The sequence below is a fragment of the Nocardiopsis sp. CNZ308 genome (assembly GCF_004217075.1).
Genome location: NZ_SHKJ01000001.1, coordinates 6,165,999 through 6,180,227, shown reverse-complemented (window position 1 = coordinate 6,180,227; position 14,229 = coordinate 6,165,999). Strand labels below are relative to the sequence as shown.

Annotated in this window: 13 protein-coding genes; 4 read left to right on the top strand and 9 right to left on the bottom strand. The window is 75.2% G+C overall.

What is annotated here, in order from left to right; translation table 11 throughout:
- Positions 1–299 precede the first annotated feature (299 nt).
- Complete coding sequence (locus EV372_RS26635; RefSeq protein WP_013153364.1) at positions 300–1,106, bottom strand: DeoR/GlpR family DNA-binding transcription regulator; 807 nt, start codon at positions 1,104–1,106, stop codon at positions 300–302.
- A gap of 168 nt (positions 1,107–1,274) precedes the next feature.
- Here EV372_RS26635 and EV372_RS26630 point away from each other — a divergent pair, with 168 nt between their 5' ends.
- The 4 genes from EV372_RS26630 (at position 1,275) to EV372_RS26615 (ending at position 6,086) form a co-directional block, all read left to right on the top strand.
- The gene (locus EV372_RS26630; protein WP_130398309.1) at positions 1,275–2,645 is read left to right on the top strand and encodes a homoserine dehydrogenase; all 1,371 of its coding nucleotides are present in this window, start codon (positions 1,275–1,277) and stop codon (positions 2,643–2,645) included.
- Between the two features lie 18 nt (positions 2,646–2,663).
- Positions 2,664–4,046, top strand: a complete 1,383-nt coding sequence (locus EV372_RS26625) for a GntP family permease (protein ID WP_130398308.1) — start codon at positions 2,664–2,666, stop codon at positions 4,044–4,046.
- 142 nt (positions 4,047–4,188) lie between these two features.
- On the top strand, positions 4,189–5,439 hold the full coding sequence (otnK, locus tag EV372_RS26620) for a 3-oxo-tetronate kinase (RefSeq protein WP_130398307.1): 1,251 nt from the start codon (positions 4,189–4,191) through the stop codon (positions 5,437–5,439).
- Positions 5,436–6,086, top strand: a complete 651-nt coding sequence (locus EV372_RS26615; protein WP_130398306.1) for a class II aldolase/adducin family protein — start codon at positions 5,436–5,438, stop codon at positions 6,084–6,086. The genes otnK and EV372_RS26615 overlap by 4 nt, the downstream gene beginning before the upstream one ends.
- A 230-nt stretch (positions 6,087–6,316) precedes the next feature.
- Here EV372_RS26615 and EV372_RS26610 read toward each other — a convergent pair whose 3' ends face one another.
- Genes EV372_RS26610 through EV372_RS26575 form a run of 8 tightly spaced genes read right to left on the bottom strand, consistent with a single transcriptional unit; the run spans position 6,317 to position 14,118 of the window.
- Positions 6,317–7,720 carry an alkaline phosphatase family protein gene (locus tag EV372_RS26610; RefSeq protein WP_130398305.1) on the bottom strand — a complete coding sequence of 468 codons (1,404 nt, stop codon included), beginning with the start codon at positions 7,718–7,720 and terminating at the stop codon, positions 6,317–6,319.
- A gap of 27 nt (positions 7,721–7,747) precedes the next feature.
- On the bottom strand, positions 7,748–8,914 hold the full coding sequence (gene eboE, locus EV372_RS26605) for a metabolite traffic protein EboE (protein ID WP_130398304.1): 1,167 nt from the start codon (positions 8,912–8,914) through the stop codon (positions 7,748–7,750).
- Entirely contained in the window at positions 8,911–9,786 is an 876-nt protein-coding gene (locus EV372_RS26600) for a TatD family hydrolase (protein WP_130398303.1), read from the bottom strand. The genes eboE and EV372_RS26600 overlap by 4 nt, the downstream gene beginning before the upstream one ends.
- Positions 9,786–10,463 (bottom strand): EboA domain-containing protein, encoded by a 678-nt coding sequence (locus tag EV372_RS26595; RefSeq protein ID WP_130398302.1) that lies wholly within the window; start codon positions 10,461–10,463, stop codon positions 9,786–9,788. Before EV372_RS26595 ends, EV372_RS26600 begins: the two co-directional genes overlap by 1 nt.
- A complete protein-coding gene (locus tag EV372_RS26590) occupies positions 10,460–11,314 on the bottom strand; it encodes a sugar phosphate isomerase/epimerase family protein (RefSeq protein ID WP_130398301.1) in 855 nt (284 codons plus the stop codon). The genes EV372_RS26595 and EV372_RS26590 overlap by 4 nt, the downstream gene beginning before the upstream one ends.
- Positions 11,311–12,189: an SCO3242 family prenyltransferase gene (locus EV372_RS26585; RefSeq protein ID WP_130398300.1), complete on the bottom strand. Its 879-nt coding sequence runs from the start codon at positions 12,187–12,189 to the stop codon at positions 11,311–11,313. The genes EV372_RS26590 and EV372_RS26585 overlap by 4 nt, the downstream gene beginning before the upstream one ends.
- On the bottom strand, positions 12,186–13,343 hold the full coding sequence (locus tag EV372_RS26580) for an inositol-3-phosphate synthase (RefSeq protein WP_130398299.1): 1,158 nt from the start codon (positions 13,341–13,343) through the stop codon (positions 12,186–12,188). The genes EV372_RS26585 and EV372_RS26580 overlap by 4 nt, the downstream gene beginning before the upstream one ends.
- Before the next feature lie 46 nt (positions 13,344–13,389).
- Positions 13,390–14,118, bottom strand: a complete 729-nt coding sequence (locus EV372_RS26575; RefSeq protein WP_130398298.1) for a hypothetical protein — start codon at positions 14,116–14,118, stop codon at positions 13,390–13,392.
- Positions 14,119–14,229: the final 111 nt, after the last annotated feature.

Genomic DNA, 14,229 nt, shown 5'->3' with positions numbered 1-14,229 from the left:
GGCATCGCCCTGTCGCTCACATCGCGGCACGCCCCCGAGGGTGCGGGGCGGGGCCGCGCACCCAGATTCTTACATTGGAAGATTTTTGTCCAGGGTTTTTCCGCGCGCACGATCCGGGCACGCGGTCGGGGGTGCGGTCCGGGCACGCGAACAGCACGCGGGGCGCGGGCGGGTGCGACTCCGCGCGGAGGAGGGCCGGAGGGCGCGCCGAAGGTCCGGGCGGCGCCCCGGCGGAGCGGGGGACGACCCGGCCGTGCGCCCGCGCCCCCGGTTGACGGGGACTCCCGGCGGAGTGGGGGTCAGGCGGTGGGAGCCTCCGCCTCCTCGTCGGCCTCCCGCTGGGGCGTGACGACCTCCAGGCCCACGCCCAGCTCCCGGATCGCGCGCACGGAGGACTCGGAGAGGCGGTCGTCGGTGATCACCGAGGCGAAGCTCGTGAGCGCGGCGACCTTGAACGTGCCGAAGGCCCCGTACTTGTCGGCCCCCGCGACCAGCACCGACGTCGAGGCCGCCGCCATGGCCGCGCGCTTGACCGCGACCTTCGCGCGCGAGGGCGTGGTGGTGCCCCGGCTCAGGTCCCACGAACTCGTCGAGACGAAGGCGACGTCGATGTTGAACTCCTCGATGGTGGCGGCCGCGATGTCGCCGACCGAGGAGCGGTTCTCGCGGTCGATCTGCCCGCCGATGAGGAACAGGGTCACGTCGGGGTGGTCGGTGAGGGAGGCGGCGGTGGTGATGTCGTTGGTGATGACGGTGAGACCGGTGACGCTCCACAGCGAGGGCACCAGGTGCCCCAGCGTCGTGCCCGCGTCCAGGTAGACGGTCTGCCCCTCGCCGACCAGGGCCGCCGCCGCACGGGCCATCGCCCGCTTCTCGGCCACGTCCACCCGCGACTTGTCGCGGTAGGAGGGCTCCGAACGCACCTGCGAGACCAGTTCGACGCCGCCGGGCACCGAGCGGACCCGCCCCTCCTCCTCCAGCGTCATGATGTCGCGGCGCACCGTCATGTGCGAGACGTCGAGGATCTCGCACAGCTCCTTCACGCTCAGCACGCCCGTGCCGCGCAACTCCCGCACGAGCAGCTCACGCCGTTGCGCCGGAATCATCGCTCTCCCTCGGTTCCGCTCATGGGCACCATGGTAACGAGTGTTCCCAGATGGTACCAGTCGTGATAATTCTTGACTCTAATGTTCCGCTGGTGTTAAACATGGCGCGTTGCCGTAGCGGCCTGGCACACACACGTGCCCTCCGCGAGGCCGGAGTAAGGAGAACCCATGCAAGCCACCGACGCCACCACGGCGCCGCCACCGCCCGTGCGCTACGCGCTCACCGGAGCCCGCGGCGGTTTCGCGCGCACCCTGCTCGCCCAGACCCCGCGGATGGAGCGGCTGCGGCCCTCGGTCCTGTGCGACCTGGACACCGAGGGGACGATCGCGCTGTGCGCCGAGCTCGGCTACCCCGCCGACGCGCTGACGGTGTGCTCCAGCGCGGACGAGGTGGCCGCGCTGGCCGACGGGCGGATCGCGGTGGTCGCCGACACCCGCCTCCTCGAACACGCCGACTACGACGTGCTCGTCGAGGCCACCGGCAGCCCCGAGGCGGGCACCCGGGCCGCGCGGACCGCCATCGCGGCCGGACGCCACGTGGTCATGGTCTCCAAGGAGGTCGACTCCGTCTCCGGGATCGCGCTGGCCGACCTCGCCCGGGAACGGGGCGTGGTGTACACCCCCGGGATCGGCGACCAGCCCGCCAACCTCGTCGAGTGGTACGAGCGGACCCGCCTGCTGGGCCTGGACGTCGTCGCGATCGGCAAGTCGGGCGAGTACGACCTGGTCTTCGACCCGGCCACGGGCCGCGTGCGCCAGCTCGACCAGGAGATCGACGCCCCCGACCTGGCCGGCCTGCTGACCCTGGGCGAGGACGTGCCCGCCACGCTCGCCGCCCGCGCCCGCGCCGTTGCGGGCCTGTCGCGCTCGGCCGCCGCCGACTACTGCGAGATGGGCGTCGTCGCCAATTACACGGGCCTGGTCCCCGACACCGAGGCGATGCGCTACCCCGTCGCGCGCGTCGCCGAACTCGCCGACGTCTACTCCCTCGCCGAGGACGGGGGGATCCTCTCCCGGCCCGGCGCCGTGGACGTCTTCAGCGTGCTCCGCCTCCCCGAGGAGGCATCCTTCGCCGGAGGGGTCTTCGTGGTCGTCCGCACCGGCGACCCCGTCTCCTGGGCACTGCTCGCGCAGAAGGGCCACGTGGTCTCGCGCTCGGGGCGCTACGCCTGCCTCTATCTGCCCTACCACCTCATGGGGGTGGAGACCCCGCTCAGCCTGCTGGACGCCGTGGACCGCCGCCGCGCGGTGACCCCCCGGCACCCGGCCCCGCACGCGGTCCTGGCCGGACGGGCCCGGCGCGGCCTCCCCGCCGGGACCAGGCTGGACATGGGCGGACACCACCACGACGTCCAGGGGGTGGCCCCCGTCCTGCTGGACACCGCCGACGCCCCCGACGACGTCGCACCGCTCTACCTGGCGGCCCACGCCACCCTGGCCCGCGACGTCGCGGCGGGCGCACTGGTGCGCCTGGACGACCTGGCCGACGCCAGCGACGCCCTCCTTGACGCCTGGCGCCACGCCCGCACGCACCTGTGAACGATCGGACCCACTGACATGTCGGACATCTACACCCTGTTGGCGTTCCTCACCGCCATCGCGGTACTCGTACTGCTCATCGCACGCTTCAAGGTCCACCCCGTGGCCACGCTGTTCATCGTGGTCGTGGCCCTCGGCCTCGTCCTGGGCATGGGCGGTACGGGGACCATCGAACTCGTCACGACGGGCTTCGGCAACACCCTCGCCAGTGTCGGGCTGCTGATCGTCTTCGGCTGTGTGCTCGGCAAGATGCTCGAACTGAGCGGCGCGGCCCTGAAGATCACCGAGACCGCGCTGAAGCTGTTCTCCCAGAACAAGGTGCCCTGGGCCATCGCCCTCGCCTCGACCGTCCTGGGCATCCCCCTCATCGCTGACACCGCGGTCGTCATGCTCATCCCGATCGTCTCCGCCCTGGCCTACCGTACGGGCATCTCGATGATGAAGCTGGGGCCGATCCTCTACCTCGGCGCCTACGTCATGACCTCGGTCGTCCCGCCCGGCCCCGGCCCGCTCGCGTCCGCGTCCCTGCTCGGCGTCAGCACCGCCGAGGCCATCCTCTACGGCCTCATGGTGGGCATCCCCGGCGTCGTCGCCGCGACGGTCTACCTGTCGCGGACCAGGACGCACGTGCCGCCCAAGCCCGAGTTCGTCGAACACCTGACCGCGGGCTCCGGCGGATCCGCCACCGGCCCCTCCGGCGGCAGCGACTCCGCCACCGGTACCGAGGCCCCGGCCACGGTGGGCCTGTTCGGCTCGCTGGTGCCGATCCTGGCCCCCATCGCCCTCATCGTCTTCGCCTCCCTGGCCGGCCCGGCGCTCCCCGAGGGGGCCTGGATCACCGAGGCCGTCCTGTTCGTCGGCGAGCCGACGGTGGCGCTCTTCGTCGCCTGCCTCCTGGCCCTGCCGCTGTTCCGCGGGCGCTGGAAGGACAAGTCCACCCTCAACGACCTGTTCGAGGCGGGCCTGCGCATCGCCGCGATGCCCATCGCCCTCACCGGCGTCGGCGGGGCGCTGGCCACCATCATCCGGGAGACCGGCGTGGCCGAGAGCGTCGCCTCGGGCATCGAGAGCACCGGTCTGTCGCCGGTCATCGTCCCCTTCCTCGTCGCCGCCGCGGTGTGCACGATCACGGGCTCCAACATCCTGGGCGTCATGACCTCGGCGGCCATCATGCAGCCCCTGATGGACGACCTCGGCCTGGCGCCGATCGTGGTGTACCTGGCCTGCGCGACCGGCGCCCAGATCATGAAGCACGCCAACTCGTCCGGGTTCTGGGTCACCACGACGCTGTCCAACATGACGGTGGGCCAGGGCATCCGGTCGATCGGCGTCGCCTCGTTCATCTCGGGCGTCACCGGGTTCCTCGTGCTCAACGTCATGATCGCGACCGGCCTCGTCTGACCAGTGTTCCTCTGGGCCTCCGCTCCGCTTCGGCCCTTGTTCGGGCGCCCGGAGCACGGGAACCTCCGGCGCATCCAGAACCGCGTGGGCGCCCGAACCCACCTCCCCGACCGACCCGCCCCGACCACAGGGAGTACCTCACATGGCGACCCTCGGCGTGATCGCCGACGACCTCACCGGAGCGACCGACGTCGCGATCGCCCTCACCGCGTCCGGCCACCGGACCACGGTGGTCCTGGACTCGCGGGACCCCGGCGGCGCCGACCCCGTCGCCACCGCGGCGGAGGGGGCCGACGCCGTCGTCGTGGCCCTGAAGTCGCGCACCACGCCCGCCGACGCGGCGGTCGCGGCCTCGCTGGACGCCCTCGAACGGCTGCGGAGCGCGGGGTGCGAGCGGTTCTACGTCAAGTACTGCTCGACCTTCGACTCCACCCCGGACGGCAACATCGGCCCGGTCACGGAGGCGGTGCTCGACGCCCTCGGCGAGGACGTCACGGTCGTCGCACCGGCCTTCCCCGCCAACGGGCGCACCGTCTACCGCGGCCACCTCTTCGTGGGGGACGACCCCCTCGACGAGTCCCCGATGCGCCACCACCCGCTCACGCCCATGACCGACTCCAGCCTCCCGCGCCTGCTCGCCCCCCAGGTCAGCGGCGGCCGGGACGCCGTCGCGCTGGTGCCCTGGCCGGTGGTCGCCCAGGGGGCCGAGGCGGTGCGCGACGCCATCGCGCGGGCCGGCGCGCAGGGGGCCCGGTTCGTGGTCGTGGACGCCCTGACCGACGCCGACCTGCGCACGCTCGCCGACGCGACGCGGGACCTGCGCCTGCTGACCGGCGGCAGCGCCCTCGCCCAGGGGCTCACCGGCCCCCACGGGACCGGCCACCTGCCGCTCACCCCGCCCCGGGGGCCGCGCGTCGTCCTCTCGGGCAGCGCCTCGCGGGCGACCCAGGGACAGGTGCGCCACGCCCTCGCCCACGGCGGGGGGCACCACCTGCTCCCCTCCGACCTGCGCCGGGACTTCGAGGCGACGGTGTCGCTGGCCGTGGAGCGCGCCCTGGAGGGCGGCGCGTCCCCGTTCACGGTGTACGCCACCGCCGCACCCGAACACGTCGTGGACACCGCCGACGCGCCGCTCATCGAGGAGGCGCTGGCCGAGATCGCCGCACGCCTGGTCGCCGCGGGGGTACGCGCGCTCCTGGTCGCGGGCGGCGAGACGAGCGGAGCCGTCGTGCGGCGCCTGGGCGTGGCCTCGCTCGCGCTGGGACCCGAGATCGACCCGGGCGTCGCGTGGACGCTCGGACACAGCGGAGGTGAGGACGTCCAGCTGATGCTCAAGTCCGGCAACTTCGGCCGCGAGGACCTGTTCGTCCGCGCCTGGGAGGGAGACAAGTGAACCGCGAAGCGCGTGAGGCGGCCCGGAAGCTGTGCGCGGTGGGACGCCGCGCCGTCGAACTGGGGCTCAGCCCGGGCGCCTCGGGCAACGTGTCCGCGCGGGCCGGGGAGCTGACCCTGATGAGCCCCACGGGGGTCTCCCTGCGCGACCTCGATTCCGAGGGCCTGTCCGTCCTGGACGGGGAGGGGGAGCACGTCGCCGGTCCGCCCCCCTCCAAGGAGTTCCCGCTCCACCAGGCGATGTACCGGCGGGTCCCGGACGCGGGCGCCGTCGTCCACCTGCACTCGCCGCACGCCTGCGCGGCCTCGTGCCTGCCCGCCTGGTCGGAGGCGTCCGCGCTGCCGCCCGTCACGCCCTACTTGGTCATGCGGGTCGGCCAGGCGCCCCTGGTGCCCTACGCGGCGCCGGGCAGCGACCGGCTCGCCGACAACCTCTCCCGCCTGCCCGGTCGGTTCCGCGCGGCCCTGCTGGCCAACCACGGTTCGATCGTGGCCGCCTCCGGTCCGGCGGCCGCCCTGGACGGCGCCGTCGAGCTGGAGGAGGCCTCGCGCATCGTCGTGTCGCTGCGCGGAAGCGAGTTCTCCGTGCTCTCGCCCGAGGACGTGCGCGAGCTGACCGGGCGCTACGGCACCGACTGGGACCTGTGACTCCGCGTCGGGGGTGACTTCCCCGCCCGCCCCGCCCGCGACGACGGGGCGGGCGGGGAAGTCCCAGGAGCACCGCGTACCGCACCGACCGGAACCGTGGCCGGTGTGACGTGAGGGGCCTTGACCTGCGGTGATCGTGTGTTTACAGCGAGTCCGGAGCGCCGAACCCCGCTGTGGGCACGAGATCGCCGGTGGAGGGGGCGGTCCAGCGGTCCCTCGCGGTGACCGTGTCAGGGGGAAGGGGACGGCCCCGCCGGTGCCGGCACACCGGCGAGACCGAGTATGAGGTCGCGGACCTCGGTGGCCGCGACGCGTCCCCGGGCGGAGCCGGGGTCGGAGCACAGCACCAGGGGGCCGTCGTCGGGGTCGGCGTGCGCCCGCCCGTGGGTGCCGCGCACGCAGCCCGGATCGAGCGGGACCACGTTCATGGCGTAGCGCAGGCCGACCTTCTTGCGGGCGAGGTTGGCCGCCGCGCGGGCCTTGGCCAGCCGGTCGGCGGGGTCCAGGAAGAGTTCGGCGGGGTCGTAGCCCGGCTTGCGGTGGATGTCCACGCCCCGCGCGAAGTCCGGCGCCGCCGCGTCGCGCAGCCAGTAGTAGTAGGTGAACCAGGCGCCCGGATCGGCCACGAGGACCAGCTCGCCGGAGCGCTCGTGGTCCAGCCCGTGCTCCGCCTGCCCGTCGCGGTCCAGGACCAGGTCCACCCCCTCCACCCCGGCCAGGAGGCGGGCGACCCCGGGCACGTCGCCGGGGTCGCGGACGTAGACGTGCGCGCACTGGTGGTCGGCCACCGCGAAGGCGCGCGACTCCCACGGGTCCAGGTACTCCATCCCGTGCTGGGTGTACACCTCCAGCAGCCCGGCCTCGCGCAGCACCCGGTTGACGTGCACGGGCCTGTCGGCGGGGGTGATGCCGTACTCGCTCAGGACCATCACGGCGGTGCCCGAGCGCTCGGCGTCGTCCAGCAGGGGCGCCAGGGCCGCGTCCATGTCCGCCACCGCCCGGCGGGCCCGCTCCGAGTCGGGGCCGTACCGTTGCAGGTCGTAGTCCAGGTGGGGGACGTAGCACAGGGTCAGGTCGGCGCGCGGCATCAGTCTGCGGGTCGCGGCCACGATCCACTCGGTGGAGCGCAGCGACGCGGTCGGCCCCCAGTACTGGAAGAGCGGGAAGGGCCCCAGTTCCGCGGTCAGCTCGTCGTGGAGGGCGGGCGGCCGGGTGTAGCAGTCGGGGGACTTGCGCCCGTCGGCGTGGTAGACCGGCCTGGGCGTGACGGTCCAGTCGGTGGTGGCGCCCATGGCGTACCACCAGCACACGTTCGCGGTGCGAAAACCCGGCCGGTGGCGCCGGGCGGTCTCCCACACCTTCTCGCCCCGGACCAGGCGGTTGTGCTGGCGCCACAGGTACACCTCGCCCAGGTCCCGGAAGTACCAGCCGTTGCCGACGGCGCCGTGCCCGGCGGGGGTCAGGCCGGTCAGGAACGTGGACTGGACGGTGCAGGTCACGGCGGGCAGGACGGTCTCCAGCGGGGCCTGCCAGCCCTTGTCGGCCACGGCGCGCAGCCGGGGCGCGTGCCGCAGCAGCCGGGGCGTGAGCCCGACCGCGTCGACCACGAGCAGGCGCGGTTCCTCCGTCGGCATGGGGGTGTCCCTTCGGTTCGCGGGGTGTCACAGGAGGGTCAGGCCGAGGTCGGTCAGGCGGTCGCGGGCCCAGGCCACCTCGGCGGCGATGCCCTCGGTGAGCCCCCTGCCGTCGGCGGGGCGCCGCTCCCTCGGCAGCACCGACCAGGTGTAGGTCTCCACCTCCACGTGGTCGGTGCGCGCGCCGCCGGGCCCCAGGAGACGCCCCAGGGTGTCGGTGAGGTGCTCGTTGGTCCCGCGCAGCGGGGCGGCGGCGGGCGCGTGCAGGGGCACGTGGAAGTGGGTGCGCCAGGGCGCGCCGTCGGGCAGGGGGTCGGTGCCGCCCAGGGCCTCGTGCAGGTCGTCGCGGCCCTGCCGCGCCCCGTCCCCGCCGTGCGCGCGCGTCTGGTGCAGGAAGCGGTCCTCGGTGAAGGCGGCGAGGGCCCCGCGCGCGGCCGGGTCGGCGGGGTCGGGGACCTCCACGGCCGCCGACGCCTGGGTCTTGACCACGGGCAGGCCCGCGCCGGAGAGCCGGTCCAGGGCCGCCCCCGGCTCCTCGAAGGCCGTCGCCAGGTGGCAGGTGTCCAGGCACACGCCCAGGTGCGGCGGCGGATCCCCGAGCAGGCGGGCCGCGTCCCGGGTGGTCTCGACGACGCACCCGGGTTCGGGTTCCAGCCCCACCCGCACCGGCCGCCCCTGCCGTGCCAGGTCCTCCAGGGCGTCGGAGAGCTCGGCCAGGTGCGCGCGGGCGGCGGCCAGACGGCCGGGGTCCCAGGGTTCGCGCCAGGCCAGGGGGAGGGTGGAGACGCTGCCGCGCGCGGCGTCGTCGGGCAGCAGCCGGGCCAGCACCCGGGCGCAGTCCACCGTGTAGTCCAGCCTGGCCCGGTCGGTCCAGTCGGGGTGGTACACGGCTCGCTTGACCACGGGCGCGTGGAACCCGGTGTAGGGGAAGGCGTTGAGGGTCACCGTCTCCAGCCCGTTGGACTCCAGCTCCGCGCGCAGCCGGTCGGTCAGGCGCGGGTCGGCCGCCAGCTCCCGGGCCAGCGGGGCGGGCAGCCACAGGCCCAGGCCGAGCCGGTCCGCGCCCAGGGCCTCGCGCACGCCGCCGCCGTGGACGCGGACCTGGCGCAGGACGCCGTCCAGGTCCTCGGCGGGGTGCACGTTGGTGCAGTAGGCGAGGTGGACGACCGTCCCGTCGGGGTGGCGCAGCCTCACGCGGCACCCCCGCCCGCGCGCTCGCCGCGCAGCACCGAGTTCCCCGAGTAGGTCGCGGTGCGGTCGGCCCCGCGCACGTCGTCCAGCAGCAGGCGCCCGCTGCGGCCGTAGAACTCCACGGGGTTGTCCCACAGCACGCGTTCGACGTCGCGTTCGGTGAAGCCCGCGGCGAGCATGGCCTCGCCGGTGCGCAGGGTGGCGAGCGGGTCGCTGCGGCCCCAGTCGGCGGCCGAGTTGACCACCATCCGCTCCGGGCCCCACTCCGACAGGACGCGGACCATGCGCTCCGGGCTCATCTTGGTGTCGGGGTAGATGGAGAAACCCAGCGTGCACCCCGACTCGTGCACCATGGCCACGGTGGCCTCGTTGAGGTGGTCCACGAGCACCCGCTCGGGCGCCAGCCCCGACTCGGCGACCAGTTGGAGGGTGCGGCGGGTCCCGGCCGCCTTGTCGCGGTGCGGGGTGTGCACCAGGACGGGCAGCCCGAACTCCCCGGCCAGCTCCAGCTGGTGGCGGAAGGCCCTCTCCTCCTCGGCGGTGCCGGAGTCGAAGCCCACCTCGCCCACCGCCACCACGCCGTCCTTGGCCAGGTAGCGGGGGAGCAGGTCCAGCACCCCCGACAGGCGGGGGTCGTTGGCCTCCTTCGGGTTGAGCGCGATCGTGCAGTGGTGGCGGATCCCGAACCGCTCGGCCCGGAAGCGCTCCCAGCCCACGAGGCCGTCGAAGTAGTCGCGGAACGAGCTCACGCCGGTCCGGGGCTGGCCCAGCCAGAACGACGGCTCGACCACCGCCCGCACCCCGGCGGCGTACATCGCCTCGTAGTCGTCGGTGGTGCGCGAGGTCATGTGGATGTGCGGGTCGAAGATACGCATCACGCCTCCGTTCGGTGGGTGTCCAGGCGGGCGGCCTGCCCGGGGAAGCGCCGCAGCACGAGGTGGACGTCGGCGGGGACCGGCCGCCCCGCCAGGATCCGCTCCTCGGCGTGGTCGGCGCACATGCGCGCCAGCTCGGCGTCGGCGCGGTCGGGCAGCCCGGCCGCCGACCCCAGCGGCACCCCGGTGAACAGGCACTTGAGGATTCCCTGGCGCCAGGAGTCGGCGTCGAGCAGGGCCGTCGCCGCGCTGGCGGCCGCCGCCGCGACCAGCCGGGTGTCGTTGGCGCGCATCGCGTCGGCCAGCAGCTCGCGCGCCGCGTCCGCCACCTCCTCCCGGCCGAGGCCGCGCACGTCGAGCACGTCCAGGCCCCGCAGGACGGCGCGCCGCTCACCCGCGTCACCGTGGTGGTACAGGTCGCGGACCTCCCGGGCCAGCTCCGGCGGGGCCAGGGCCCCGGCCAGCGCGGCCAGCAGCTCCACCCGCGCCATGTCCTCCAGGGTCGGCCCGGCCACCCCGTCGGGGTCGCCCGACGGACCGGCCCCGCGCGCCACGCTCCTGGCCGCCGCGGGGAAGAGCACGGCGATCCGCGCGGGCCGCTCGCGCACCTGCCCGACCTGGGCGGCCAGGGCCACGCGCGCCGCGTCCGTGTCCAGGAAGGCGTACTCCCCGCTCACACCTCCGCCCTCCGCGCCCGGGAGTCGGCCAGCGCCCGCGTGAGCGCGCGGATCGACCGCTCGGCCACCAGGGGAGCGGCGTGCCCGTGGCGGGGCAGCTCCACCGACGCCAGACCCCGGTAGCCGACCTCCTCCAGGGCGCCCAGGACCCCGGGCAGGTCGATCTCGCCGTCGCCGAACTCCAGGTGCTCGTGCACGCCCGGCCGCATGTCGTCCAGCTGGACGTTGGCGATCAGGGCCCCGGCCCGCCGGACCGCGCCCTCGGGGCCGTCCGGCTCGTTGCACACGCCGTGCCCGACGTCCACCGTCACCCGCAGGCGCGGCGGGTCGCCCAGCCGTTCGCGCAGCTCCAGCGCGTCGGCCACCCGTTCGGCGAACATGCCGGGCTCGGGCTCGAACGCGCAGTCCACGCCGAGGTCGTCGGCGGTGGCCAGGACCCGTTCCACGCCCGAGGTCAGCCGCGACCAGCCCCGCTCCCGGCTCACCCCCGCCGGGAGGACGCCCGACCAGAAGGAGACGGCCTCGGCCCCCAGGTCATCGGCGACGCGCACCGCGCGGCGCAGCAGGTCCACCCGCAGCTCGGCGCCCTCGTCGGAGACCAGGGTGGGCTCGTGCTTGCGGCGCGGGTCCATCAGGTAGCGGGCGCCGGTCTCCACGACCACCGCCAGGCCCAGTTCGGACAGCCGCCGACCGATGCGCGCGGTGCGCGCGAAGGCGTCCGGCGCGAAGGGGTCCAGGTGCGGGTGGTCCAGCGTCAGCCCCACCCCCTCGTAGCCGAGGTCGGCGATCAGGGCCAGCGCGTCGTCCAGCCGGTGGTCCCAGAAGCCGTTGGTGCCGTATCCGAACCTCACGTGAAGGGCACCGCCTTGGACGCCCGCGCCGCCACGGGGACGCCGACGGCGAGCGCGCACGCGGCGTCCGGCGCGCCGTGCCCTGCCAGCAGGGCCGCCTGGAGCGGGATCATCCCCCGGATGCCCGCACCCGTCGCCGCGCGCGCGTGGTGCGCCTCGGGTTCGACCAGCGCCCTGACCTGGGCGGATCCCACCCCCAGTGCGAAGACCCCCGCGAGCGCCCCCGCCAGGGCCCTGGCCGCGGTGCCGCCCGCCGCACCGTCGCGCGTGGGACGGGCGGGCGCGGCGGCGAGCGCGGCGCTGGCCAGGGTGCACACCAGCGCCCCCGCCGCCACGGAGGGCCGCGTCCCGTGCACCTCGCCCCGGCTCAGGGCGGTCACCCCGAGCGTGTGGACGGCCAGCGCCAGCGCGGGCCTGGCCGCGTCGGCGGGGCGCGCGCCCGCGCCCAGCAGCACGTCCAGTCCCCTGGCCGCCGCCATGCCCAGCGGAGCCAGCGGGGTCCTCTTGAGGACGAGGTCGTAGCCCCACACGGTGGCGGCCAGGGCCGTGCCCACCCCCGCGGCCCGGCGTCCGCCCGCCGCCGCGGCCAGGCCCACGCCCGCCACGGTCAGCCCCGCGGCGACGGCCAGGGCCTCGCCGGGGCGCACCGCCCCCGAGGGGATGGGGCGCTCGGGGCGCTCGACCGCGTCCACCTCCCGGTCGGCGTAGTCGTTGAGGGCCATGCCCGCCCAGTACAGGCACACCGAGGCCGCGGGCAGCGCCCAGGCCCCGGGCCCGCGCAGGCCCCCCGCCGCCGCGGCACCGGCCAGGGTGTCGCCGGGAACGCTCAGCGCCGCGGGCAGGCGCACCAGCCTCGCCAGGTCGCGCGCTCTCACTCGGCCTCCTCCTCCGGTGCCGCGCACCAGGACGTCAGGGCCCGCCACTGTTCGGCGAGGCCGTGTTCGCGGGTGCCCACGGGGTCCTTGAAGAAGAACGCCAGCTCCGGCAGGGGGCCGACCCGGCCCCGCCGGTGGGCGTGGGCGGTCAGCCGCGCCAGGTCCAGCACCAGGGGCGCGGCCAGCGCGGAGTCGTAGCCCGACCAGGTGAACTGCAGGGACATCCGCGCCCCCAGGAACCCCTCGAACGAGACGTGGTCCCAGGCGACCTTGGCGTCGCCCAGGTCGGGGACGTAGTCGATGTGCAGGGGGCCGTCCGGACCGTGGCCCAGCATGTGCTCCAGGCCCCGCGCCTTGGACGCGAGCTTGCTCTCGGCGTTGGCCGGGTCGGCCAGGGTGGCGCCGTCGCCGCCGCCGAGCAGGTTGACCGAGGACCACGAGCGCACGTGCAGAGCCCGGGCGGCGAACATCGGCGCGAGCGCGCTCTTGACCAGCGTCTCCCCGGTCTTGCCGTCGCACCCGGCCCACGGCACGCCCGAGCGCTCGGCGAGCCGCGCCAGGACGGGCAGGCGGGGACCGGTGTTGGGCGTGAACTCCACGAACGCGCAGCCCGCGCGCAGGGCCGCGTAGGCGTACGCGGAACTGGCCGGGATCCGCGCGCCCCCGGCGTCCAGGGCCGCCTCCAGGGCGTCGGCGTCGGTGTGCTCGGCGTGCGGTTCGGGACGGGGCTCGGTGCTGGACAGGTCCACCACCACGACGCGTTCGAGCGCCTCCCGCTCGGCGAACCCGCGCAGGTCCGCCTCCAGGCGGTCCACGTCGCGGCGCCCCACTCCGGCGGTGGCGGCGTCCAGGCCCCGGCGCAGACGGTGCTCGGTCCGGTCCAGTTCGTCGGCGAGGGCCGGCGGCAGGTGCGCGGGCAGCACCCCCGCCCGGGCCAGCCGTTCGGCGCTCTCGCGCAGACGGACCTCGGAGACGTCGTGGCCGCCGAAGACCAGGTCGCCGATCCCGGGCAGGCGCGCCGGGGCGAACTCGGGGCGCTCGGTCACGCACCCCGTCCGCCCCGCCGCTCCGGACCGCACCGCCAGGGCTCCCAGGACGGCGGTGGTCGCCACCGATCCCCGCGCCCCGATCAGCCATACTCCGACTCGCGTCAACGCATGCTCCCCTCTGCGTGCCTTCGGGTGTTCCGCGACGGTGCGGTCACTGGTCGCCGCTGTCGGCGCCGCCCTCGCCGCCCTCGCCGGGTTCGGCTCCGTCGGGTCCCAGGGCGCCGCTGCCGGGCGCCGCGGGCAGGTACAGGTGGACGTGGCCGTGGCCGGACTCGACGCTGACCATGTCCAGTTGGGTGGCCGCCACCGACCAGCCGCGGACCGCTTGGGTGCGCAGGTCGCCGGCGAGTTCGAGCAGCTCCGCCCGCTGCGCGTCCTGCGCGCGCTGGGCGTTGGAGTAGGCGACGACCGCCGACCCCAGCAGGTCCACGGCGTTGGACAGCCCCGCGTGCGCGACGTTGTGGCCGCTGCCGCCGGAGGGGGCGTCCTCGAAGTGGACCGCCGCTTCGTGGACGGTCTCCAGCCAGGAGTCGACCTCCCCGGCGTCGGGGGCCTCCCCGGCGGGGGTGGAACCGTCGGGCGGCACGGCCGCGTCCAGGCTCTCCACCACGGGCACCAGCTGCCCGTGCGCGGCGGTGGTGCGCTCGACGAGCTGGTCGACCTGCGCGCGGTCGCGCTCCTGCGCGGAGGCCTGGAGCTCGGCGACGCGCGCCGGGTCGGGGGCGGTGTGGTCGTCACCGGTGAAGGTGAGGACGAGGACGCCGACGAGGGCGGCGACCACCAGGACGGATCCGGCGGTCAGCCACCAGGTGAGCCTGGGCGGGGGAGCCTGCGTCCCGCGGGACGGGTCGGGGGAGGAGGGGGCCTTCTTGGCGGACACCGTGACACCTTCTTCTCGTCGTACCTGGGGGCCGGACGCCGCGACGTCGCGCCTCCTTCCGGCGGGGCGCCGCCGCGGGGGGCGGCGGGGCCGGCCGCGACCGGCCCCGCC

Bases quoted from the DNA above. Each gene is read 5' to 3' on its own strand.
- EV372_RS26625 (WP_130398308.1), top strand. From the start codon at position 2,664: ATGTCGGACATCTACACCCTGTTGGCGTTCCTCACCGCCATCGCGGTA.
- EV372_RS26600 (WP_130398303.1), bottom strand. From the start codon at position 9,786: ATGCGTATCTTCGACCCGCACATCCACATGACCTCGCGCACCACCGAC.
- EV372_RS26630 (WP_130398309.1), top strand. From the start codon at position 1,275: ATGCAAGCCACCGACGCCACCACGGCGCCGCCACCGCCCGTGCGCTAC.
- EV372_RS26610 (WP_130398305.1), bottom strand. From the start codon at position 7,720: ATGCCGACGGAGGAACCGCGCCTGCTCGTGGTCGACGCGGTCGGGCTC.
- otnK (WP_130398307.1), top strand. From the start codon at position 4,189: ATGGCGACCCTCGGCGTGATCGCCGACGACCTCACCGGAGCGACCGAC.
- EV372_RS26635 (WP_013153364.1), bottom strand. From the start codon at position 1,106: ATGATTCCGGCGCAACGGCGTGAGCTGCTCGTGCGGGAGTTGCGCGGC.